Here is a 23,316-nt window from a genome sequence, read left to right on the forward strand (position 1 = left end):
GGGCCGAATCAGAACGGCACTCGCCGGGAAATGGCAGCGCGCCCGGCGAGCAGAAGCACCAGGATGGTGCACATGCACTGTTAAGCACGAAGTATGGCACCGGACCATATGGTGATCGTTTTTTTGCCGGAGAGCACCCGATTGAACGACGTAACGCCCCGCCCACAGGCGAAAGCCCCCAAAGCGCTGACCCCGCTGCTGGAAATCCGTAACTTAACCAAGTCGTTTGACGGCCAGCATGCTGTCGACGATGTCAGTCTCACTATTTACAAAGGCGAAATTTTTGCTCTGCTGGGCGCATCAGGCTGCGGGAAATCGACCCTGCTGCGCATGCTGGCGGGCTTTGAGCAACCGACCGCCGGACAGATTATGCTCGACGGCGTGGATCTGGCGCGCGTGCCGCCCTATCAGCGGCCTATCAATATGATGTTCCAGTCCTACGCCCTGTTTCCCCATATGACCGTTGAGCAGAATATCGCCTTCGGCCTGAAACAGGATCGTCTGCCGAAGGCGGAAATCACCGCCCGGGTGCAGGAGATGCTGGCTCTGGTGCACATGCAGGAGTTCGCTAAACGTAAGCCGCACCAGCTCTCTGGCGGCCAGCGCCAGCGTGTCGCGCTGGCGCGCAGTCTGGCGAAACGACCTAAGCTGCTGCTGCTCGACGAACCGATGGGGGCGCTGGATAAAAAGCTGCGCGATCGCATGCAGCTGGAGGTGGTGGATATTCTTGAGCGCGTTGGCGTGACCTGCGTGATGGTGACCCACGATCAGGAAGAGGCCATGACCATGGCGGGCCGTATCGCCATCATGAACCGCGGCAAGTTTGTGCAGATTGGCGAACCGGAAGAGATTTACGAACACCCGACCACCCGCTACAGCGCCGAGTTCATCGGCTCGGTGAACGTCTTTGAAGGACTGGTGAAAGAGCGCCTCGAAGATGGCCTGGTGCTGAGCTCGCCGGGCCTGATGCATCCGCTGAAGGTTGACCCCGACGCCTCGGTGGTGGACAACGTGCCGGTATGGGTGGCGCTGCGTCCGGAGAAGATCATGCTGTGCGATGAGCCGCCGGCGGATGGCTACAATTTTGCCGTCGGCGAGGTGATTCATATCGCCTATCTGGGGGATCTCTCTATCTATCATGTGCGCCTGCAAAGCGGGCAGATGATCAGCGCCCAGCTGCAGAATGAGCACCGCCATCGGAAAGGGACGCCCACCTGGGGTGACGAGGTGCGTTTATGCTGGGATGCGGACAGCTGCGTTGTACTGACGGTGTAAGGAGAGGGCGATGAGTACCGTTGAATCCCCGTCAGGGGCGAAAAAACCGGGCGGCTTCGCGCTGTGGGCGGCGCGCCTGCAGATGGCGCATGGCCGCAAGCTGGTGATCGCGCTGCCCTATCTGTGGCTGATCCTGTTGTTTATGCTGCCGTTCCTGATCGTGTTCAAGATAAGTCTTGCCGAGATGGCGCGGGCGATCCCTCCCTACACCGATCTGATGGAGTGGGCGGATGGTCAGCTGACGCTGACCCTTAACTTTGCCAACTTCCTGCAGCTGACCGACGATCCGCTCTATTTCGAGGCTTATCTGCAGTCGCTGCAGGTGGCGGGCATCTCGACGCTCTGCTGCCTGCTGCTGGGCTATCCGCTGGCCTGGGCGGTGGCGCACAGCAAGCCATCGACGCGCAATATTCTGCTGCTGCTGGTGATCCTTCCGTCGTGGACGTCGTTTTTGATCCGCGTCTATGCCTGGATGGGGCTGTTGAAGAGCAACGGGGTGTTGAATAACTTCCTGCTGTGGCTAGGGGTTATCGATCAGCCGCTGGAGATCCTGCACACCAACCTGGCGGTTTATATCGGTATCGTCTATGCCTATCTGCCGTTTATGGTGCTGCCTATCTACACCGCGCTGACCCGCATCGACTATTCGTTGGTGGAGGCCTCGCTGGACCTCGGCGCCCGGCCCCTGAAGACCTTCTTTCAGGTGATCGTTCCGCTCACCAAAGGGGGGATTATCGCTGGCTCCATGCTGGTGTTTATCCCGGCGGTGGGGGAGTTCGTGATCCCGGAGCTGCTGGGCGGGCCGGACAGCATTATGATTGGCCGCGTGCTGTGGCAGGAGTTCTTTAACAACCGCGACTGGCCGGTCGCCTCGGCGGTGGCGATTGTCATGCTGCTGTTGCTGATTGTGCCGATCATGTGGTTCCACAAGCACCAGCAAAAACAGATGGGGGAGCAGGGATGAACGACTTGCCTGTAGTACGCTCGCCGTGGCGCATTCTGATCCTCGTGCTCGGGTTCACCTTCCTTTATGCCCCGATGCTGATGCTGGTGATCTACTCGTTCAACAGCTCGAAGCTGGTGACGGTCTGGGCCGGGTGGTCGACGCGCTGGTATAGCGAACTGTTCCACGATGACGCGATGATGAGCGCGGTGGGGCTGAGCCTGACTATCGCCGCCTGCGCGGCGACGGCGGCGGCGATCCTGGGCACCATCGCCGCGGTGGTGATGGTGCGCTTTGGGCGTTTTCGCGGCTCCAACGGCTTCGCGTTTATGATCACCGCGCCGCTGGTCATGCCGGACGTGATCACCGGGCTCTCGCTGCTGCTGCTGTTCGTGGCGCTGGGTCACGCCATCGGCTGGCCGTCGGATCGCGGGATGTTGACCATCTGGCTGGCGCACGTCACCTTCTGTACCGCCTACGTGGCGGTGGTGATCTCCTCGCGCCTGCGTGAGCTGGACCACTCGATCGAAGAGGCGGCGATGGATCTGGGCGCCGCGCCGCTGAAGGTCTTCTTCGTCATCACGCTGCCGATGATTATGCCGGCGGTGATCTCCGGCTGGCTGCTGGCCTTCACGCTGTCGCTGGATGACCTGGTGATCGCCAGCTTTGTCTCCGGTCCCGGGGCCACGACCTTGCCGATGCTGGTCTTCTCCAGCGTGCGCATGGGGGTCAACCCGGAGATCAACGCTCTGGCGACGCTCATCCTCGGCGTGGTCGGTATTGTTGGTTTTATCGCCTGGTATTTGATGGCCCGCGCAGAAAAGCAGCGAGTGCGCGATATCCAGCGTGCAAGACAAGGCTGAACCACCTAAAATCGGTACAGCAGCCTCCGGTCGGCGCCACCCTGTGGCGCCGTTTTCATGGAAGACATTACGTTGGGATTGTTTACGAAAACTCGCTCATCGCATGCCCGCCTTAACGTCCCTGCGCTGGTGCAGGTGGCGGCCTTTGCGATTATTTTGATTCGCGGTTTGGATCTGCTGATGATCCTCAATCTGTTGGGCCTGCAGGGGCTGAACGAATTCATACACCGTAGCGTCCAGACCTGGAACCTGACGCTGGTCTTCCTCGGTAGCCTGGCGCTGGTGTTTATCGAAATCTGGTGCGCCTTCTCGCTGGTGAAAGGGCGCAACTGGGCGCGCTGGGTCTATCTGCTGACGCAGATGATAGCCGCCGGCTACCTGTGGGCGGCGTCGCTGGGCTACGGGTATCCGGAGTTGTTCAGCATTCCCGGCGAATCCAAACGGGAGATCTTCCACTCGCTGGTGATGCAAAAACTGCCGGATCTGCTGGTCCTGACGCTGCTGTTTGTGCCCGCGAACTGCCGCCGGTTTTTCCGCCTGCAATAACGGTGATACAATCCCCGCCCCTGGAATTTTGAAGGTCAATTATGCATTGCGCACTCTACGACGCCGGCCGCTGCCGCTCCTGTCAATGGCTGGAACGGTCGGTTCCGCAACAGCTCGCCGATAAAATGGCCGACCTGCGCACGCTGCTGGCAGCGATCCCTGTCGCCGACTGGGGCGAGCCGGTCAGCGGGCCGGAGGCGGCATTCCGTAACAAGGCCAAAATGGTGGTCAGCGGCAGCGTTGAGCGTCCGCTGCTGGGGATGCTGCACCGCGACGGCACCCCGGTGGATCTCACCGACTGCCCGCTCTATCCCGCCGAGTTTGCGCCGGTATTTGCCGTCCTGAAGCCCTTTATCGCCCGCGCCGGGTTAACCCCCTACAACGTCGCGCGCAAGCGCGGGGAGCTGAAATATCTGCTGCTAACCGCCAGCCAGCAAGGGGAGATGATGCTGCGCTTCGTGCTGCGCTCAGAGGCCAAGTTGGCCCAGCTGCGCGCCGCGCTGCCCTGGTTACAGGCACAGTTGCCGCAGCTTAAGGTGATCACGGCGAATATCCAGCCAGTGCATATGGCTATTATGGAAGGCGAGCAGGAGATCTTCTTCACTGAACAGCAGGCGCTGGGGGAGGTCTTTAATGAGGTGCCGCTGTGGATCCGTCCGCAAAGCTTCTTTCAAACTAACCCGACGGTAGCCAGCCGGCTGTACGCCACCGCCCGCGACTGGGTGCGCGCGCTGCCGGTCCAGCATATGTGGGATCTGTTTTGCGGCGTCGGGGGTTTTGGCCTGCACTGCGCGACGCCGGCGATGCGCCTGACCGGTATAGAGATTGCCCCGGAGGCGATCGCCTCCGCCAGGCAGTCTGCCGCGCAGCTGGGGCTCAGCAATCTGCATTTTCAGGCGCTGGACTCCACGCAGTTCGCCACGCATGAAGCGGATATCCCGCAGCTGGTGCTGGTCAACCCGCCGCGTCGCGGCATTGGCGCCGAACTGTGCGACTATTTAAGCCGCATGGCGCCGCCCTATATTATCTATTCCAGCTGTAACGCCCGCACCATGGCGACCGACATTGCTCTTCTTAGCGGCTATCGCGTCGAGCGGGTCCAGCTATTTGATATGTTCCCCCACACCGCCCACTACGAAGTGCTGACCCTGCTGGTCCGCGAAGTTTAAACAAAATGTGAAGGCTTTGCGTCGCAGAGATCGGGTAAGCTTGACGCAGCATGTTTTGTTATTGGTGGGGGGAATCTAATGGCCAAAACCATTCTGCTGGTGGAAGATGATGAGGATATTGCCACGCTGCTGCGGCTCAATCTTCAGGATGAGGGCTATCAGATTGTGCATGAGGCCGACGGCAGCCAGGCTCTCGCCCGGCTGGAAACGCGGGTCTGGGATGCGGTGATCCTCGATTTGATGCTGCCCGGCGTCGATGGCCTGGAGATCTGCCGGCGTATCCGCCAGATGACCCGCTATCTGCCGGTGATCATCATCAGCGCTCGCACCAGCGAAATGCACCGCGTGCTGGGCCTGGAGATGGGCGCCGACGACTATCTGGCGAAACCCTTTTCGCTGCTGGAGCTTATCGCCCGCGTTAAAGCGCTGTTTCGTCGCCAGGAGGCGATGGGGCAGAACCTGTTGATGGACGCCGGGCGCCTGTCCTGCCATGGTCTGAGCATCGACCCGCTGTCTCGCGAAGTGAGGCTGCGCGGCGAGTTGGTGGACCTCACGCCGCGCGAATTCGAGCTGCTGTATTACTTTGCCCGCCATCCCGGGGAGGTGTTTTCGCGGCTGGCGCTGCTGGAGCAGGTCTGGGGATATCAGCACGAGGGCTATGAGCACACGGTCAATACCCATATCAACCGCCTGCGCAGCAAAATCGAACGTGACCCGGCCGAGCCGGACATCATTCTGACCGTCTGGGGCAAAGGCTATAAGTTCGCCCCGGTGACGCAAGAGGCCGCCCCGTGATCCGCCGCCTGAGCCTCAGCCAGCGGCTGGCGCTGGTGGTGGTCTCCCTGCTGATACTGTGCGCGGCGGCGGTGTGCGTCGTTCAGTTACATAGCAGCGCGCAGTATGGCAACGCCATGGTGCAGCGCCTCTCCGCCGGGCTGGCTCAGCAAATTGTGGCCCGCGAACCGCTGCTGGACGCCCACGGCGAGGTCAACCGGCAAACCCTGAAGTCGCTGTTTGACCGTCTGATGACCTTTAATCCCAGCGTGGAGCTCTATCTGCTGTCGCCGGATGGCGACCTGTTGGCCGATGCGGCGCCGCCGGGACATATCCAACGCCAGCGGATCGACATGGCGCCGGTGCAGGTTTTTCTCACCGGCAGTACGTCGCCGGTGTATGGCGACGATCCCCGCAGCCTTGACGGGCGAAAAGTCTTCAGCGCCGCCCCGCTGCGCGTCGACGGCCAGCTGCGCGGTTACCTGTATATCATTTTGCAGGGGGAGACCTTTAATCAGCTGGCGGCCGACGCCTGGCAAAAAACGCTGTGGAGCATTGTTCTGTGGACCCTGCTGCTGGTGACTCTGTTTGGCCTGCTGGCGGGAGGCCTGGCATGGTTCTGGGTGACCCGGCCGGTCCGCCAGCTCACCGCCCAGGTGGCGGCGAACGATCGGGACAGCATCAGTGCCATCAAAACCCTGGCGGCCCGCACGCCGGAGCCCCATCCCGGTAACGAGGTGGCGGTGCTCGAAAATCGCTTTATTGACCTTGCCCGGCAGATAGCCGGTCAGTGGGATCGGCTGGCCGACAGCGACCGCCAGCGCCGCGAATTTGTGGCCAATATTTCCCACGATTTACGTACGCCGCTCACCTCGCTGCTGGGGTATCTGGAAACGCTGACCCTGAAGGACGAACGGCTGACCGCCGAGGAGCGCAGGCAGTATCTCACCATCGCCCTGCGCCAGGGCAACAAAGTGCGCCATCTTTCGCAGCAGCTCTTTGAGCTGGCGCGACTGGAGCACGGGGGCATTAAGCCGCAGCGCGAGCGTTTCGCGATGGGGGAGCTGATTTCCGACGTGGCGCAGAAGTTTGAATTAACCGCCCGCACGCGCGAGGTGAACCTGCAAATTGATGTGCCGGGGCCGCTGCCGCTGGTTAACGCCGATGTGTCGATGATTGAGAGGGTGGTGACCAATCTGCTCGACAACGCCATGCGGCATACTCCCGTCGGCGGGGAGATTCGTCTGGCGGTCTGGCAGGAGAATCAACAGATCCAGGTCGAAGTGGCTGACAACGGAACGGGCGTCGATGCCGCGCTGCGCGACGATCTGTTCCAGCGGCCGTCGGCGTTGTCTGCCCAGGCGTCGCGGGAGGATCGCGGCGGGTTAGGGCTGCTGATTGTGAAACGAATGCTGGAGCTGCACGGGGGCGGGATCAGGCTGGTGGAGTCGGTAAGCGGGGCGCGGTTCAGGTTCTTCGTGCCACTTTGAGAAATTGCCGGGTGGCGGCTACGCCTTACCCGGCTACGGGGAAAGTGTAGGCCGGGTCAGCGCAGCGCCACCCGGCAAAAAAGTTACTCCGGGAACCACTGGTTGCTGATTTTCTGGTAGGTACCGTCGGCTTTAATCGCCTTCAGCGCCGCGTTCAGTTTCTCCAGCAGCGCCTTGTTATCCGGGCGCACGGCAATCCCAAGGCCGGTGCCGAAGTATTGCGGGTCGGTCACTTTCGGCGTGGCTGCCCCCAGCTGCGGGTTGGTTTTCAGCCACTCGTTGACCACCGCCGTGTCGCCGAACACGCCGTCGATACGGCCATTTTTCAGATCGATAATCGCGTTCTGGTAGCTGTCATAGGCGACGGTCTTCACCTCAGGATGTTTATCCTGCAGATATTTCTGGTGGGTGGTGCCGTTTTCCATGCCGATCCGTTTGCCTTTCAAATCATCGAACGAGTGGAATGCGTCTTTTTTGGCGATCACCAGCGCGGAGTTGGCGTAGTACGGGTCGGTGAAGGCGACCTGCTTGCTGCGCTCCGGCGTAATATCCATTCCGGAAATCACCGCGTCATACTTCTTAAACTTCAGCGCCGGGATCAGGCTGTCAAAGGCGTGGTTGGTAAAGGTGCATTCTGCCTGCATTTGTTTGCACAGCGCATGGGCCAGATCGATATCAAAGCCGACAATCTGGTTATTAGCGTCCATCGATTCAAACGGCGGATAGGTCGCGGACACGCCGAAGCTGATTTTCTCCGCGGCGGCGGCGCCGAAGGTGAACGTGGTGAGCAGTGCAGCCAGAACTAACTTTTTCATCGTGGAACTCCCGTCTGTCAATCTTATGATTATTCGCCGTGTCTGCGGCATAGGGTGACAATGCCATTAAATGAATTTGTATGCAATAAAAATGATTAAGTATTTTATTTGATATAAAAAAAGACGGACAGGTATTAGACTTGTCCGTCTTGTTGTTCACTTATTATGCAAAATACGCCAGGCGCTAATTACGCCGCTCGAAGGCTAGCGCTTTGCGCTCCACCAGCCGCATCAGCAGCGTCAGCAGCCCGTTGACGATGAGATAGATAATCCCGGCGGCGCCGAACACCATCACGTCGTAGGTCCGTCCGTACAGCAGCTGGCCGTGGCCCATCACTTCCATCAGGGTGATGGTGTAGGCCAGAGAGGTACTCTTAAAGACCAGCACCACTTCGTTGGAATAGGACGACAGCGCGCGCTTAAAGGCATACGGCAGCAGGATCGCCAGGGTATCCTTTTTACTCATCCCCAGCGCGCTGCACGACTGCCATTGCCCGTCGGGGATCGCCCGGATGGCGCCATAAAACAGCTGGGTGGTATAGGCGGCGCTGTTGAGCGACAGGGCGATCAGGGCGCACAGCCACGGCTCGGAGATAAGGTGCCACAGCCAGGGATATTCCTGTAGCGAAGGAAACTGTCCTGGGCCGTAGTAGATCAGGAAGATCTGCACCAGCAGCGGCGTACCGGTAAACAGCGTGATGTAGCCGCGCACTATCCACACCAGCCCCGGCGTCTTCAGCGTCAGGATAATGGTAAAGATCAGCGACAGGATCAGCGCCACGATAATCGACGCCACGGTCAGCGTCAGGCTGGTATGCAGTCCTTTCAGCAGTTCGGGTAAGTAGTCGAGCATCAGCCTGGTCTCCGTTCGAAGCGCGTCGCACGCTGGTCAATCCGCTTAAGGATGTATTGACTCAACAGGGTGATGACGAGATAGATTGCCGCGGCAATGATATACCAGTTAAAGGGCTCCTGAGTGCGGGTGGCGATGCTTTTAGTCTGCAGCATCAGATCGTTGACGCTGATAAGGCTCACCAGCGCGGTGTCCTTTAGCAGCACCAGCCACTGGTTGCCGAGACCGGGCAGCGCATGGCGCCACATCTGAGGCATCACCAGGCGGAAGAAAATGGCCGCTTTCGACAGCCCGAGCGCCTGGCCGGACTCCCACTGACCCTGCGGAACGGCTTTCAGCGCGCCGCGCAGCGTTTGCGAGGCGTAGGCGGCATACAGCAGCGACAAGGCGATCGCCCCGCAGAGGAACGGACTGACGTCAAAGTTCTCAATCTGCATCTGCACCGGGATCTGGATGAACCCGAGCGGGATGGTAAAACCGTCAGAGAGCGTCAGCAGCAGCTGGGACGAGCCAAAATAGATAAACAGCACCACCAGAATTTCAGGTAGTCCGCGCAGGATGGTCACAATGCCGGTTGCAAGCCAGGCTACCGGGCGCCATTTCACTGACTCCAGTACCGCGAAGAGCATCGCCAGGACGAGGCCGATGGCGAGCGCGCAAACGGCAAGGCCGACGGTCATCCCGGCGGCGCTTGCTAATGGAAAAATTTCGTTCATTCAGTCTTACTTCTGGAACCATTTGTTATAGATGGTCTGGTAAGTGCCGTCTTTCTTCACTTTTTCCAGCGCAGCGTTAAATTTCTGCTGCAGGTCGGTGTTGCCCTGACGCACGGCAATGCCCAGCCCGGTGCCGAAATAGGCTTTGTCGGTCACTTTATCGCCCACGGCCGCCAGCTTCGGATTGCTCTTCAGCCATTCGGTGACCACGGCGGTATCACCAAAGACCGCGTCAATACGACCGTTCTGCAGATCCAGCTTCGCATTCTGGTAGCTGTCGTAAGGGACGGTAGTGATTTCCGGATGTTTATCGGTGATAAATTTCTGGTGCGTGGTACCGTTCTGTACGCCCACTTTTTTGCCCTTCAGCTGATCAATGCTGGTGAACTTGCCCTGCTGACCGACGAACAGCGCCGAGTTGTCATAATACGGGGTGGAGAACAGTACCTGCTTTTCACGCTCAGGCGTGATGTCCATCCCGGCCATGACCGCGTCGAAACGGCGGAATTTCAGCCCCGGGATCAGGCTGTCAAAGGCCTGGTTGGTGAAGGTACAGGTGGCATCGATCTCTTTACACAGCGCGTTAGCCAGATCCACATCGAAACCGACGATCTGGTTGTTGGCGTCCACCAGCTCAAACGGAGGGTAGGAGGCCTCGGTGGCGAAACGAATGGTCTGCGCGGCGGAAGCGGAGAGGCTCATGCCTGCGAGCAGGGCGGCAATCAGTACTTTTTTCATCGTCATTTCCCCGAAAAACATCAATGTGAAAGATAGTTTTTAAACGCGTCAGTTTGCGGATGCGTGAAGCAGGAGGCATCCCCTTGCTCGACGACATGGCCATTTTCCATATACACCACCCGGCTGGCCGTCTTGCGCGCCACTTCAACTTCATGGGTGACGATAACTTGGGTGATGCCGGTTTCAGCCAGCTCGCGGATGATGCTAACGATCTGGGCGGTGATTTCCGGGTCGAGCGCCGCGGTAGGCTCATCGAACAGCAGAACCTGCGGCTCCATCATGAGCGCGCGGGCGATCGCCACACGCTGCTGCTGGCCGCCGGATAAATGCAGCGGGTAACGATCGCTGTAGGGCTTCAGACGCAGGCGCTCCAGCAGCTTCTCGGCGCGAGCCAGCGCCTGATCCTTGCTTAACCCCAGTACGCGACAGGGGGCTTCGATCAGGTTCTGCTGTACCGTCAGGTGCGGCCACAGGTTGTACTGCTGAAAAACCATGCCGACGTTCTGCCGCAGTTCGCGAATCGCTTTATCGGACGGCGCTCTGGTGAAGTCGAAATGGTTACCGGCGATGGTTAACGAACCGGAACGCGGCATCTCCAGCAGGTTGAGTACGCGCAGCAGCGAGCTCTTCCCGGCACCGCTGGGGCCGAGCAGCACCAGCGTTTCCCCCTGCGGGCAATCCAGCGTGATGTCGAACAGCGCCTGGTGCGCGCCGTAGAAGCAATTAATGCCGTTTAGTTTAATACTCATCTGGGCAGTCTGATACGAATAGCTATTGAGGCCGCAAATAGTACCTTTGGCAGAATAGTTATGCAATATTTATGCGTTAAAAGTTAAATCTAAACCACGTTTAGCTTTAAAGTTAGCACAAAATATTGCCTGGTGGGTGAGGGGGGCGTAAATGTCGGCATTCTCGGGGCGAATACCGACATTTTACCGGGGTTATCGTTTCAGCGGCGTCGCTTCAACTCCCGAACTAGCGTTTCTCCAGACTCTGTCGCAACGTTCCGGCCGGCGCGTGGCTGTTGTTGCCGAGATAGCGAACGTCATCGACGGCCCAGCACTGGCCTTCCTGGATCATCAGCACTTCGTCTTTCCAGTTCTGGGTTCCCTGTTTCAGCTCCACGCGCAGCGGAATGTTGCGCGCATCGCGATTAGGGATGGTTGAGGCGCTGGCGACGACGGCGCTGTCCGCGGGGGTGCTGCTGCTGGAGAACGGGTTAGCCTGCAGCAGCTTGCTGTTGGCGGGATCCTGACGGGCGTCATTGAGTAACTTCGCCAGGCCGTCGCTGAGATAGGGGCGCAGCGCCGCCGGATCCTGAGTACGGTTCTGGATCTGAATGTCATAGAATTTTTGCGCTACGTCGTCAGGGCCGCCTTCGACACAAGGGCCGCTGCGGGTGCCATTATCTTTATAGGCCGGGGTGACGGTCGTACAGGCGCTGAGCGCCAGCGCGCAAGGGAGAAGTGCTGCAAGAAGTTTGTAGCGCATGATGATTTCCTTATAAGCGAACTACGTTTTCAGTTTCCGTTAAAGCATAGCGTATAGCGTGCGGATTGTACTTGACGCAAAGAGCTAAGACCTTGATGTGGCTACAGCCTTAGGGCTGGAAATCAGCAGGGGGATGACGGCGGTTTTCAGGCAGAAAAAATCACGGCGGGATAAAAATAAATTATGGCTTTGCATAAACAAGAAACACTACCCCGGAAACAGGGTAGTGTTTCTTGAGAGATAAGATTAGTTATTTCTTCTTATAGATATTAGCGGAAATGTGCAGTTTTTTATCCGTGTTCCCGGAAGAGAGCACGATAACATCCGCGCCTTTTTCATCAGCTTTTTTAATCAGCTCTTCACGAGCATCGCTCGGTGCGGTCTGGCCGGTAGAAGAAATGGTGCCGATCTTGGTGTATTGCGTATGGACCTTATCAAAAGCTTCTTTCGATAAAATCTCAGCGGAGAAGGCGTTCGCCGTTAAAAACAATGCCGCACCTGCCACTAAAGCTGCATATTTCATATTTTTAGACTCCATTGTTTATCTTGCTATCATCATGCTCTTGTTTTAACTCACCAATGAGCGATTTCAGATTGTACTAACACTGCTTTTTTTTCAAGCAAAATACTGCAATTTTATGACGGCTAGTTAACTCTTTTTTAAAGAAAAGATGACAGAATTCGCATTGATAATGCTTGCTTTTTTTTGCCGTTTACACATCGTGAACGGAGCATACCAATTTCTACTGACATTAGCTGAAAATCAGCTTAAGAGGCCGGGGCAGGGGAGACAGCGCGCGGACAGACATTCCCGGAAACATAGTTTATCATATAGACAAGCAGGGGCTGCGCCTATGGTCATGCAGGTCACCAGGGAGATAAGATGTTAACAAATAAGCGAGAGCGCGCCCGGCAGCAGCGAACCGCGTTGTGGGCCACCAGAGATGATGTCCAGCGCCATGCGCTGTCAATGAGTCTGCCCTGGCTGGCTTTTGTAAATATCGCGTTTGCGTTAATGATTTTCTCCCGCAACTTTATTTTTACCTATTTTGATAAGAAGCTCCTGACTCACCAGGCGGTTATTCCTTATATCGAAATAGCGCTGATTGCGGTTATTATTATTTCGGCCATTTTAGTGATTATTGCCATCACGCCGCGTCTGGCGCAGGGGCGTTATACGCTGAATATCATCACCGCGCTGCTGCTGGTGCTCAGCCTGTGCTGGTCCCTGAGTAATTACTGTTTTATCTTTTTCTGGGCTTTGCCCTTCGCCTGGCCGCTGCTGGTTATATTGTTGACCACTGGCCTCACTGCGTTGTATCACCATTGGCCGGGCATTATCGCTTTTATGCTGCCGCTATGGGGGACGGCCTTGCTAGCGGGAATTCAGATCCACTATCACGCTGAAATTCGCTTTTTGATCCTGTGGACCATCTTTACGGCGATTTTGCTGTATGGACGACGTATTCTCCAGCGCTGGTACGATGAAGCCTGGGATACGCATCAGGAAAATATGCAGCTTATTCAGCGGCTGGAAAGTATTGCCAACCAGGATGCATTAACCGGGACCGCTAACCGCCGGGCGCTGAATGCGTATCTGGCGGAGATCTGGCAGCAAAACACGCCGTTGTCGCTGATGATGATCGATGTCGATTACTTTAAACGCTATAACGATCGCTATGGTCATCAGGCTGGTGACGAGTGCTTATCTTCTGTCGCGCAGGTGCTGAAAATGGCGGTCCGGGCCGAAGATGATCTGGTGGCTCGCTATGGCGGCGAGGAATTTGTGGTGGCGTTGCCTAGGGTTCCCCTGGTGCATGCCACCGCGATTGCCGAGCGCATTCAGCAGAAAATTCACGAGGCGGCGCTTCCTCATGAGGCATCAGAGGTGGCGTCGGTGGTGACCGTCAGTATCGGGATCGTCGATTCCGATGGCACGGTCCCGATGGAGACGCTGATCGCCCGGGCGGACAGTGCGCTGTACCAGGCGAAAAATAAAGGACGTAATCAATGGTCTTATTAACCCGGAGACGCTACCGGGCAAGGGAGAAGGGATGAAACGGATTGCCTATGTACTCCTGTTGGCGCTACTGCTGGCCGGCTGCGCGGGGGAAAAAGGCATCATCGATCGCGACGGATATCAGCTGGACACTCGCCATCCGGCGCAGGCGGCCTATCCGCGCATAAAAGTGCTGGTTATCCACTATACCGCAGATAATTTTGATGTCTCCCTGGCAACCCTGACTGATAAAGAGGTCAGCTCCCACTATTTAATTCCTGAACAGCCGCCGCGCCACCATCATAAACCGCGGATCTGGCAGCTGGTGCCGGAAGAGGATCTGGCCTGGCACGCCGGGGTGAGCTACTGGCGCGGCAGCACGCGCATCAACGATACTTCCATTGGTATTGAACTGGAAAACCGCGGCTGGCAGAAGACTGCGGGGGGTAAAAGCTTTACCCCCTTTCACCCGGAGCAGATCGCGGCCCTGATCCCGCTGGCGCGCGATATTATCGCCCGCTACCACATCGCGCCGCAGAACGTGGTAGCCCATGCCGATATCGCCCCGCAGCGCAAAGACGATCCGGGACCGTTGTTCCCCTGGCAACAGCTGGCGCAGCAGGGGATTGGCGCCTGGCCGGACGAGCAGCGGGTGGCTTTCTATCTGAACGGGCGCCCGGCCAGTGAGCCAGTGGACCCTGAGGTAGTACTGGATTTGCTGGCGCGCTACGGCTATCAGGTCACGCCGGAGATGACTCCCGCGCAGAAAAAACGAGTGATTACCGCCTTCCAGATGCACTTCCGCCCCCAGCGCTGGGATGGCGTAGCAGATGCGCAAACCGAAGCGATAGCCGAGGCGCTGTTAGAAAAGTATGGTCAGGGTTAGCGGTGAAGTTTACCGTGGTCGCGCAGCCAGGCGGCGGTACGCACAATCCCGTCGTCCAGCGTCACCACCGGCTGATAACCCAGCTCATCCTGCGCGCGAGTGATATCGAGCGTAAAATCAAAATTCAGTTTCGAGACGCCGTAGTGGGTAAAGGCCGGCTCTTTGGCCGTTTTATCGCCAAAACGCTCCATGCTGCGGGCGATAATATCCAGCATCGGGTAGGGGACTGAGCGGATCCGGCATTTGATGCTCAGCTCGTCGATCAGTTTCTGCACGATACTGCGCAGGGTGCGCGGTTCGCCGTTGCTGATATTCCACGCGCGGGCGGAGGGAAGATGATCGCACGCCGGCTGGCTCGCCAGCCACATCGCGTGGACGGCGTTTTCATAATAGGTCATATCGACCAGCGCGCTGCCGCCCCGTGGCAACAGGACGCTGCCATAGTGTTGCATCATTTGCGCCAGCCGGGGAATAAAGACTTTATCGTGCGGCCCGAACAAACTCTGCGGGCGCAAAATGGTAAAACGGGTGTGCGGGTTGGCCTGCGCCAGCAGGTTGATCACCTCTTCGCTGGCTGCCTTGCTGCGGGCAAACTCGTTGGCGAAGCGGTGCGGGCGGAAATCTTCCTGAATATCGCGATGGTGGTGATAATCAAAATAGAGCGAGGGCGAAGAGATATGAACGAAATTGCGTACGCCCCATGCTACAGACCACTCGCCGAGGCGACGGGTGGCGCGGACGTTAGCGAGATCGAAAGCCTGCTGCGTGCCCCAGGGCGAGGTAAAGCTTGAGCAGTGCCACAGGGTATCGATACCGGCGAGCATCACTTTAGCCTGCGAAGAGACCAGCTCGGTTAAATCCGCCGGGATGAATTCCGCCCCCATTTTGCTCAGAAGCTTACCCATCGCTTCGTTGCGCCCGGTCGCTCGCACGCTGATGCCCTTGTTGCGCAGATATTCCACTGCGTTGCGGCCTAATCCGCTGGTCGCACCGGTAACCAGTACCTTCATATCACTCTACTGTCCCAGAAAAGAATTTCGTGCGCATTTTTCCGTGATTCTCCCGACTATGCAATGAGAATCATGAAAGAATAATGCTTATCCTTCGACTCTGCCTGAGATTTGTTCGGCCAACCGGGCGATGCGTTGCGCCATACCGCGGAAAATAAACAGGTGCGCCGGGATCATCAGCAGCCAGTAGACCAGGCCCGGCATACCGTGCGGGTGCCACCAGGCGCGGACGTCCAGTTCACGACGATCGCCTTTATCGTTAATGGTAAAGCTTAACCGGCCCAGCCCCGGCGCTTTCATGCCGAACAGCAGAGTGAGCTGTTTTTCTTCCTCCACAATAATCACCTTCCAGCTGTCGACCGTATCGCCGGTCTGCAGATAGTCGCGCTGCGGTCGCCCTTTGGCCAGCCGGTGGCCGACCAGCAGATCCATCGCGCCGCGGGTTTTCCACAGCAGATTGCCGAAAAAATATCCCTCTTTACCGCCGATTTGGTTAACAACCTGCCACAGGGCTTTGCGGCTCGCCGGAGTGGCGACGGTGCAGCCTGCCTGTTTCGGATAGTAGCCATACTCCGGTCGCCAGCGGGCGAAAGCCTGGGCGTCGTAGCCCCAGTCGCTGGAGTTTACCAGCTGCTCTTCTTCTTTCAGGGTGCGGCGAACCGCCTGATCGAAGGGGATCAGCGTTTGCGGGATCAGCGCCCGCAGCGTCCGGTCATCGGCGATCAGATCGTGCTTCAACCCCTGAATCAGCGCTTTGGCGATGGTCGGCGGCACCGAGGTGATGACATTGAGGAACCACACCGAGATCCAGCGCGTCGGCAGGGGAATCGGAATAAGCGGGCGGTGTTTGCCGCTGACGGCCATAAAGCGAATGAACTGCTGCTGGTAGCTTAACACCTCCGGACCGGCGGCTTCGAAGACGCGGTGCGCGTCGGAAGGATGATTCAGCAGCTCAACGAGGTCAACGAGCAGGTTTTCCAGCGCGACAGGGGTGGTACGCGAACGCACCCAGCGCGGAGGAGTCAGCACCGGCAGGTTATAGACCATGTCGCGCATCACCTCGAAGGCGGCGGAGCCGGCACCGACGATAATTCCGGCCCGCAGCTCGGTTACCGGCACACCCGACTCGCGCAGGAGATCGCCGGTGACCTGACGAGCGCGCAGATGGTCGGACTGCTCCTGCGCTGGTGCCTGCAGCGAGCTGAGAAAGATAATCTGACGTACCGGCATCTGGCGCAGGGCATCGCGAACATGCGTCGCCACCCGACGCTCATGGGCGATAAAATCGCCGCCTTCGCCCATGCCATGTACCAGATAGTAAAGCGTATCGATACCGGTGAGCAGCGCAGGCAGAGCCTGCGGCTGATTGAGATCGACGGACCGGCAGGTGACGCCGGGCAACGCGAGTTTTTGCAGTCGGTCGGTATGGCGCGCCGCCGCCAGCACCGGATATCCCCGCGCGCTTAACTCGCGGACTAAATGCTGACCGATATAGCCGCTGGCGCCGAGCACCAGAACAGATTGCGACACGCCTGACTCCTTAGCGTTGTAAAAAAGCCTGCCAGTGGGCGACCACCTCGCTCAACTGCTGACGGTCGACATCCAGGTGAGTGACCAGACGGACGACTGGCGAAGCGTTGATCAGCACGCCGCGCGCCTGCATAAACTCGCCGAGCGCCCGGGCCTGCTCATCACCGACGCGAACGAACAGCATGTTGGTATCGTGACGAGTAACGTCGGCGCCGATGGCGCGCAGCTGATCCGCCATCCACGCGGCGTTATCATGATCCTCCTGCAGGCGCTGGACATTATTTTTCAGCGCGTACAGCCCGGCGGCGGCCAGAATGCCCGCCTGGCGCATCCCGCCGCCGACCATTTTCCGCCAGCGAACGGCGCGACGAATGTACGCCTCACTACCGACCAGCAGCGAGCCTACCGGGGCGCCAAGCCCCTTTGACAGACAGATGGTGAAGGAGTCGCAGTATTGGGCGATATCGCGTAACTCGCAGCCGTAGGCCACCACGGCGTTAAAGATGCGCGCGCCGTCGACGTGCAGCGCCAGATTGCGCTGGCGGGTAAACGCCCAGGCTTCCTGCAGATAGTCGCGAGGCAGCACCTTACCGTTATGGGTGTTTTCCAGACTCAGCAGGCGGGTCGGGGCAAAATGGATATCGTCAGGTTTGATTTTTGCTGCGACTTTATCCAGCGGCAGCGAACCGTCCGCCGCGGCGTCAATCGGCTGCGGCTGAATACTGCCGAGAACCGCCGCCCCGCCGGCTTCGTACAGATAGTTATGCGCCCCCTGGCCGACGATATACTCTTCGCCGCGCTGGCAATGGCTGAGCAGGCCGACGAGGTTGGCCTGGGTGCCGGTGGGCAGAAACAGCGCCGCCTCTTTGCCGGCCAGGTCGGCGGCGTAGCGCTGAAGTTCATTGACGGTAGGGTCGTCGCCATACACATCGTCCCCGACCGGGGCGGCCATCATGGCTTCCAGCATGGCGCGCCCGGGGCGGGTAACGGTATCACTGCGCAGATCGATCACGGCTATTCCTTGTTCTGGTTCAGAGTATTGCTTCTGTTTTACCTGAGCCAGTTGGTTTTCGCCAGTTCGATGACTTCATCGCCGCGCCCGCTGATGATCGCCCGCAGCATATACAGGCTAAAGCCTTTAGCTTGCTCCAGCTTGATCTGCGGCGGGATCGCCAGCTCCTCTTTGGCGACCACGACGTCGACCAGCACTGGACCGTCGGTGCGGAAGGCGGTCTGCAGCGCTTCATCCACCTCGGAGGCTTTCTCAACGCGAATACCTTTAATCCCGCAGGCTTCGGCGATGCGGGCGAAGTTGGTGTCGTGCAGCTCCGTGCCGTCGGTGAGATAGCCCCCGGCCTTCATCTCCATCGCCACGAAACCCAGCACGCTGTTGTTAAAGATGATAATTTTCACCGGCAGCTTCATCTGCGCCAGCGACAGAAAATCCCCCATCAGCATGCTAAACCCGCCGTCGCCGCACATGGCCACCACCTGACGCTCCGGCGCGGTGGCCTTGGCGCCAATGGCCTGCGGCATGGCGTTGGCCATGGAGCCGTGATTGAATGAACCCAGCAGGCGGCGTTTGCCGTTCATCTTGAGATAGCGTGCCGCCCAGACGGTCGGGGTGCCGACATCGCAGGTGAAAATGGCGTCTTCATCGGCAAAATGGCTGATCTGCTGCGCCAGATATTGCGGGTGGATCGCCTTCTCGCTGGGCTTCGCCAGATCGTCGAGTCCTTTTCGCGCGTCGCGATAGTGCTCCAGCGCCTTATCGAGGAAGCGGCGATCGGTTTTCTCTTCCAGCAGCGGCAGCAGCGCCTTCAGCGTTGATTTAATGTCGCCCACCAGCGCCATATCGACCTTACTGTGCGCGCCGATGCTGCCGGGGTTAATGTCGATCTGAATAATTTTGGCGTCGGTCGGATAGAAGGCGCGATAGGGGAACTGGGTGCCGAGCAGGATCAGGGTGTCGGCATTCATCATGGTGTGGAAGCCAGAAGAGAAGCCAATCAGCCCGGTCATGCCCACATCATACGGGTTGTCATACTCCACATGCTCTTTACCGCGCAACGCATGGACGATGGGAGCTTTAATTTTCGCCGCGAACTCCACCAGCTCCTGGTGGGCGCCGGCGCAACCGCTGCCGCACATGAGCGCGATATTGCTGGAGTAGCGGATCAGCTGGGCCAGCTTGCGCAGCTCTTCTTCCGCCGGGGTGACCGTCGGCAACGGCGCATGATACCACTGGCTGCTGGCGCTCTCCGGGGCCGCCTTCAGCGCCACGTCGCCGGGCAGCACCACCACCGAAACGCCGCGGTTGATCACCGCCTTGCGCATCGCCACCGCCAGCACCTGCGGGATCTGCTCCGGGGTGGAGACCAGCTCGCAGTAGTGGCTGCATTCGCGGAACAGCTCCTGGGGATGGGTCTCCTGGAAATAGCCGCTGCCGATTTCGCTGGATGGAATGTGGGCGGCAATCGCCAGCACCGGGACATGGTTGCGGTGACAGTCAAACAGACCGTTGATCAGATGCAGGTTACCCGGTCCGCAGGAACCAGCGCAGACCGCCAGTTCGCCGGTCAGTTGCGCCTCCGCGCCGGCGGCGAAAGCGGCAACCTCTTCGTGCCGGGTGGCCATCCAGTCGATGGTGCCCATGCGGTTCAGGCTATCGCTCAATCCATTGAGGGAATCGCCGGTGACGCCCCAGATACGTTTCACGCCGGCCTGTTCCAGCATTTTGGCAATGTATGCGGCCACGGTTTGTTTCATGATCTCCATCTCCTTTTTTTGATAACGCCTTCAAGCTTAGATGAAACTGCAGCTTACGTTGCCGATTGCCCTCAATTTTTTGCTGGTTTTATTGCTGAAGCAATGGGCATACTCTGGGATCTCACAGGGTGTAAAACAGGAAGCACATCAAATGGTTAAGGGATTGTTAAATGCAGTAAACAGAACGCTGTCGCATGAAGACGCCGGTAAACTCTTGTTACGACTCGCCGTCGGCGGGTTAATGCTGTTTCACGGTTTGCACAAGCTGCTGGATGGCGTGGACGGCATTAGCGGGATGCTGGCGGCGAAGGGGTTGCCGGGGTTTATCGCCTACGGTGTGCTGGTGGGGGAGGTGGTCGCCCCCTGTTTGTTGATTGTCGGCATCCTGACGCGCCCTGCGGCGCTGGTGTTGGCTTTCACCATGGTGGTGGCGTGGCTGATGGTCGGTCTCGGCAAGACATTTGCGCTTGATGCGGTGGGGGCGTGGGCGATCGAGAATCTGGTCTATTTCTTTGTTGGCGCGCTGGCGATTGCGCTTTTGGGCGCCGGGCGTTACTCGCTGGCCGGTCAGTCGGTCTGGCGGTAAAAATGCCTCATTCGTCCTGGGGCGTAAAGTCGATACTGTTGTCGGTTTGCCGCTTTTCAGTCCGGGAAAGCGTTTATCTCATGTCGCCTGAGAGTTTATTGTCGCCAGGGGTTTTCCCGGAGGCGGCGCATTGCGCCTTCTCCGGGCTACCAAATCGCACAGCGCTGTAGCCCCGGTAAGCGGTAGCGCCACCGGGGATTTTGACCTCAGGCGAGAACCAGATCGCTCTGCGGGCGACAGGAGCAGGCCAGCACATAGCCGTCGGCGATTTCATCTTCGGTCAGCGTCATGGTGCTGGTGACGCTATACTCCCCGGAAACGACTCTGGTTTTGCAGCAGCCGCAGACGCCGGCGCGGCAGGCGACGGTCACCGGCACCTGATTGCTCTCCAGCGCCTCGAGCAGGGTGGTGCCCACCGGCGCGTAAAACTCTCTCGCCGGCTGCAGTTTGGTGAATTTCAGCCCGCTGGTGGCGGCCTCTGCCACCGGTGTGAAGAACTTCTCCTTAAAGAAGCGGGTGACACCCAGGGCGGCCACCTCCTGCTCAACCTTCTCCATATACGGCGCTGGCCCGCAGGTCATCACGGTGCGGCTGGCGATATCCGGCACGCTCTGCAGTAGCTCCAGGGTCAGACGGCCGGCGACAAAACCGTGCGTTGCGTTGTGCTCCGCCACCAGGGTAACCGGATAGTTGCGCCACTCCTCGGCAAAGATCACATCCTCCGGCGAACGAACGCTATAGATCACTTGCACGTCTGCCAGCGGGCGGTACTTCGCCAGCCAGCGGCGCATCGACATTATCGGCGTCACCCCGCAGCCGGCGGCCAGCAGCAGGAATTTATCTTCTGCTTTATCGTCGCAGATAAACTCGCCCATCGCATCGGACAGCCAAAGATAATCGCCGCGTTTGACCTCGTGGGTTAACCATTGTGAACCCGCGCCCTCGTTAATGCGGCGAACGGTCAGCGTAATATACTCGCTGACCCCCGGCGTGGAGGAGAGGGTGTAGGCGCGCAGCGTTTCCGCGGAATCACGCACGCTGACCAGGGCGTACTGCCCGGCGCGATACGGATAGTAATCGTGGCACAGCAGCGAAAGGGTCCACACGTCCGGGGTTTCCTGGTGAATGTGGTGAACCTGCATCCGCCACGGGCATTGCGAAGTTGGCATGGTCATCAGGGACTCCTTACGCGCTCAGCAGCTGCTGCATATCTTGTTCCACGGTGGTCACGGAACGCAGACCAAACTTCTCATTGAGGACAGCCAGCAGATCCGGAGTGAAGAAGCCTGGCGCCGTCGGGCCGGTGACGATATTTTTCACGCCGAGAGACAGCAGCGTCAGCAGGATGACAATCGCTTTCTGTTCGAACCAGGAGAGCACCAGCGACAGCGGCAGATCGTTGACGCCGCAGCCCAGTTTTTCCGCCAGCGTGACCGCCAGAATAATCGCCGAATAGGCATCATTACACTGACCAGCGTCGACCAGACGCGGCAGGCCTTCGATATCGCCGAAATCCAGCTTGTTAAAGCGGTATTTACCGCAGGCCAGCGTCAGGATCAGACAGTCGTCCGGCACGCTGGTGGCAAAATCGGTGAAATAGTTACGTTCCCCGCGCGCGCCGTCGCAGCCGCCGACGAGGAAGATATGGCGCAGTTTTTCACGGCTGACCAGATCGATCAGCGTATCCGCCGCGCCGAGCAGGGTCTGACGGCCAAAGCCGACGGTGATCAGATGCGGGATTTCGCTGTACGGGAAGCCCGCCATCTGCTGCGCCTGGGCAATGACCGGGGAGAAGTCTTCGCCTTCCAGGTGGTTCACGCCCGGCCAGCCGACGATGCTGCGAGTCCAGATGCGATCGTCGTAAGCGCCGACGGTGGGATCGATGATGCAGTTAGAGGTCATCACGATGGGGCCTGGGAAGCGGGCGAATTCCACCTGCTGGTTCTGCCAGCCGCTGCCGTAGTTGCCGATCAGATGTTTGAATTTACGCAGCTCCGGATAGCCGTGCGCCGGCAGCATTTCGCCGTGGGTATAGACGTTGACGCCGGTGCCTTCCGTCTGCTCCAGCAGGTTGTAGAGATCTTTCAGGTCGTGGCCAGAGATCAGGATACATTTACCTGCGGTGGCTTTTACGTTGACCTGAGTCGGCGTTGGGTGGCCATATTTCGTGGTTTCGCCGGCGTCAAGGATGCTCATCACTTTGAAGTTCATCTGGCCGATTTCCATCGAACATTCGAGCAGCGCATTCATATCCGCAGGCCAGGTGCCCAGCCACGCCATGATCTTGTGGTACTGGGCGTAAATGGCGTTGTCGTACTGGCCGAGCACGTGGGCGTGTTCCATATAAGCCGCAGCGCCTTTCAGACCATACAGGCACAGCAGGCGCAGGCCGAGGATATTCTCGCCGATAGCGGCTTTATCTTTATTCGGGGCATAGTCTGCCGCCTGACGCTGCAGGCCACCCAGATCGTCGCCGACCAGCTGCAGGTCGGCCACCGGGCTGTCAACTTTGGCGCTGGCATCAAGGTCCAGGCACTGCGCTTTCAGCGCCTCACGCAGGGCAATCGCCTGACGGGCATAGCCGACGATGCGCGGAGAATCGAAATTGACGTTAGTTAGCGTAGAGAAGAAGGCGCGGGGGGCGAAGCTGTCGACCTCATGATCGATAATGCCATATTCGCGGGCCTTAAGCGCCCAGGCGGAGAGGCCTTGCAGTGACGCAATCAGCAGATCCTGTAGATCGGAGGTTTCCGCTGTTTTACCGCACATCCCCTGCGCGTAAGAGCAGCCGTTGCCGGCCGGGGTACGAATGGTTTGTTCACATTGCACACAAAACATGGTCACACCTTTAAAGTTATATTTG

At 58.7% G+C, this 23,316-nt stretch carries 23 protein-coding genes; 10 read left to right on the plus strand and 13 right to left on the minus strand.

The window, feature by feature from the left end; genetic code table 11:
* The first annotated feature begins 141 nt into the window (after window positions 1-141).
* The 7 genes from potG to KHQ24_RS05185 all read left to right on the plus strand — a co-directional run bounded on the left by potG (window position 142) and on the right by KHQ24_RS05185 (window position 7,060).
* Entirely contained in the window at window positions 142-1,275 is a 1,134-nt protein-coding gene (potG, locus tag KHQ24_RS05155) for a putrescine ABC transporter ATP-binding subunit PotG (RefSeq protein ID WP_048326271.1), read from the plus strand.
* Between the two features lie 10 nt (window positions 1,276-1,285).
* A complete protein-coding gene (potH, locus tag KHQ24_RS05160; RefSeq protein WP_004201331.1) occupies window positions 1,286-2,239 on the plus strand; it encodes a putrescine ABC transporter permease PotH in 954 nt (317 codons plus the stop codon).
* Window positions 2,236-3,081, plus strand: coding sequence for a putrescine ABC transporter permease PotI (gene potI, locus KHQ24_RS05165; RefSeq protein WP_002896372.1), 846 nt, complete (start codon window positions 2,236-2,238; stop codon window positions 3,079-3,081). The genes potH and potI overlap by 4 nt, the downstream gene beginning before the upstream one ends.
* 57 nt (window positions 3,082-3,138) lie before the next feature.
* A complete protein-coding gene (locus tag KHQ24_RS05170) occupies window positions 3,139-3,627 on the plus strand; it encodes a YbjO family protein (RefSeq protein ID WP_004201332.1) in 489 nt (162 codons plus the stop codon).
* 41 nt (window positions 3,628-3,668) lie between these two features.
* A complete protein-coding gene (rlmC, locus tag KHQ24_RS05175) occupies window positions 3,669-4,796 on the plus strand; it encodes a 23S rRNA (uracil(747)-C(5))-methyltransferase RlmC (RefSeq protein WP_211777148.1) in 1,128 nt (375 codons plus the stop codon).
* Window positions 4,797-4,874: 78 nt separating this feature from the next.
* Window positions 4,875-5,591: a response regulator transcription factor gene (locus KHQ24_RS05180; protein WP_004201334.1), complete on the plus strand. Its 717-nt coding sequence runs from the start codon at window positions 4,875-4,877 to the stop codon at window positions 5,589-5,591.
* Window positions 5,588-7,060 carry a sensor histidine kinase gene (locus KHQ24_RS05185; protein WP_004201335.1) on the plus strand — a complete coding sequence of 491 codons (1,473 nt, stop codon included), beginning with the start codon at window positions 5,588-5,590 and terminating at the stop codon, window positions 7,058-7,060. Before KHQ24_RS05180 ends, KHQ24_RS05185 begins: the two co-directional genes overlap by 4 nt.
* Before the next feature lie 83 nt (window positions 7,061-7,143).
* Here the strand turns inward: KHQ24_RS05185 and artJ are convergent, their stop codons facing one another.
* The 7 genes from artJ to yahO form a co-directional block, all read right to left on the minus strand.
* Window positions 7,144-7,875: an arginine ABC transporter substrate-binding protein ArtJ gene (artJ, locus tag KHQ24_RS05190; RefSeq protein WP_004201336.1), complete on the minus strand. Its 732-nt coding sequence runs from the start codon at window positions 7,873-7,875 to the stop codon at window positions 7,144-7,146.
* A 184-nt stretch (window positions 7,876-8,059) separates the two neighbouring features.
* Complete coding sequence (gene artM / locus KHQ24_RS05195; protein WP_004201338.1) at window positions 8,060-8,728, minus strand: arginine ABC transporter permease ArtM; 669 nt, start codon at window positions 8,726-8,728, stop codon at window positions 8,060-8,062.
* Complete coding sequence (artQ, locus tag KHQ24_RS05200) at window positions 8,728-9,444, minus strand: arginine ABC transporter permease ArtQ (protein WP_004201339.1); 717 nt, start codon at window positions 9,442-9,444, stop codon at window positions 8,728-8,730. Before artQ ends, artM begins: the two co-directional genes overlap by 1 nt.
* 6 nt (window positions 9,445-9,450) lie before the next feature.
* Window positions 9,451-10,182 carry an arginine ABC transporter substrate-binding protein ArtI gene (gene artI, locus KHQ24_RS05205; RefSeq protein ID WP_002896390.1) on the minus strand — a complete coding sequence of 244 codons (732 nt, stop codon included), beginning with the start codon at window positions 10,180-10,182 and terminating at the stop codon, window positions 9,451-9,453.
* Between the two features lie 20 nt (window positions 10,183-10,202).
* Window positions 10,203-10,931, minus strand: a complete 729-nt coding sequence (gene artP, locus KHQ24_RS05210; protein ID WP_004201340.1) for an arginine ABC transporter ATP-binding protein ArtP — start codon at window positions 10,929-10,931, stop codon at window positions 10,203-10,205.
* 226 nt (window positions 10,932-11,157) lie between these two features.
* The gene (locus KHQ24_RS05215; RefSeq protein ID WP_004201341.1) at window positions 11,158-11,673 is read right to left on the minus strand and encodes a lipoprotein; all 516 of its coding nucleotides are present in this window, start codon (window positions 11,671-11,673) and stop codon (window positions 11,158-11,160) included.
* 250 nt (window positions 11,674-11,923) lie between these two features.
* Complete coding sequence (yahO, locus tag KHQ24_RS05220) at window positions 11,924-12,196, minus strand: DUF1471 family periplasmic protein YahO (RefSeq protein ID WP_004201342.1); 273 nt, start codon at window positions 12,194-12,196, stop codon at window positions 11,924-11,926.
* A 360-nt stretch (window positions 12,197-12,556) separates the two neighbouring features.
* Between yahO and KHQ24_RS05225 the strand changes: the two genes are divergently transcribed.
* Window positions 12,557-13,696: a GGDEF domain-containing protein gene (locus tag KHQ24_RS05225; RefSeq protein WP_004201344.1), complete on the plus strand. Its 1,140-nt coding sequence runs from the start codon at window positions 12,557-12,559 to the stop codon at window positions 13,694-13,696.
* Between the two features lie 31 nt (window positions 13,697-13,727).
* Window positions 13,728-14,558: an N-acetylmuramoyl-L-alanine amidase gene (locus KHQ24_RS05230; RefSeq protein WP_053810609.1), complete on the plus strand. Its 831-nt coding sequence runs from the start codon at window positions 13,728-13,730 to the stop codon at window positions 14,556-14,558.
* On the opposite strand, the gene KHQ24_RS05235 is transcribed toward KHQ24_RS05230, so the two are convergent.
* The 4 genes from KHQ24_RS05235 to poxB all read right to left on the minus strand — a co-directional run bounded on the left by KHQ24_RS05235 (window position 14,555) and on the right by poxB (window position 19,867).
* Window positions 14,555-15,568 (minus strand): NAD-dependent epimerase/dehydratase family protein, encoded by a 1,014-nt coding sequence (locus KHQ24_RS05235; protein WP_032455772.1) that lies wholly within the window; start codon window positions 15,566-15,568, stop codon window positions 14,555-14,557. The two genes, KHQ24_RS05230 and KHQ24_RS05235, sit on opposite strands and share 4 nt — an antisense overlap.
* Before the next feature lie 87 nt (window positions 15,569-15,655).
* Complete coding sequence (locus KHQ24_RS05240; RefSeq protein WP_048294439.1) at window positions 15,656-17,098, minus strand: SDR family oxidoreductase; 1,443 nt, start codon at window positions 17,096-17,098, stop codon at window positions 15,656-15,658.
* Window positions 17,099-17,108: 10 nt separating this feature from the next.
* Window positions 17,109-18,110: a low-specificity L-threonine aldolase gene (ltaE, locus tag KHQ24_RS05245; protein WP_004201348.1), complete on the minus strand. Its 1,002-nt coding sequence runs from the start codon at window positions 18,108-18,110 to the stop codon at window positions 17,109-17,111.
* Between the two features lie 38 nt (window positions 18,111-18,148).
* Window positions 18,149-19,867, minus strand: a complete 1,719-nt coding sequence (gene poxB / locus KHQ24_RS05250) for a ubiquinone-dependent pyruvate dehydrogenase (RefSeq protein ID WP_023320052.1) — start codon at window positions 19,865-19,867, stop codon at window positions 18,149-18,151.
* A 151-nt stretch (window positions 19,868-20,018) separates the two neighbouring features.
* Here poxB and KHQ24_RS05255 point away from each other — a divergent pair, with 151 nt between their 5' ends.
* Window positions 20,019-20,453, plus strand: a complete 435-nt coding sequence (locus tag KHQ24_RS05255; RefSeq protein WP_004201350.1) for a DoxX family protein — start codon at window positions 20,019-20,021, stop codon at window positions 20,451-20,453.
* Between the two features lie 206 nt (window positions 20,454-20,659).
* Here the strand turns inward: KHQ24_RS05255 and hcr are convergent, their stop codons facing one another.
* The gene (hcr, locus tag KHQ24_RS05260; RefSeq protein WP_049093427.1) at window positions 20,660-21,628 is read right to left on the minus strand and encodes an NADH oxidoreductase; all 969 of its coding nucleotides are present in this window, start codon (window positions 21,626-21,628) and stop codon (window positions 20,660-20,662) included.
* A gap of 10 nt (window positions 21,629-21,638) precedes the next feature.
* Window positions 21,639-23,291 carry a hydroxylamine reductase gene (gene hcp, locus KHQ24_RS05265; RefSeq protein ID WP_094311339.1) on the minus strand — a complete coding sequence of 551 codons (1,653 nt, stop codon included), beginning with the start codon at window positions 23,289-23,291 and terminating at the stop codon, window positions 21,639-21,641.
* Window positions 23,292-23,316 lie beyond the last annotated feature (25 nt).

It is taken from the genome of Klebsiella sp. 54 (assembly GCF_018223875.1).
Taxonomy (GTDB): Bacteria; Pseudomonadota; Gammaproteobacteria; order Enterobacterales; family Enterobacteriaceae; genus Klebsiella; species Klebsiella quasipneumoniae.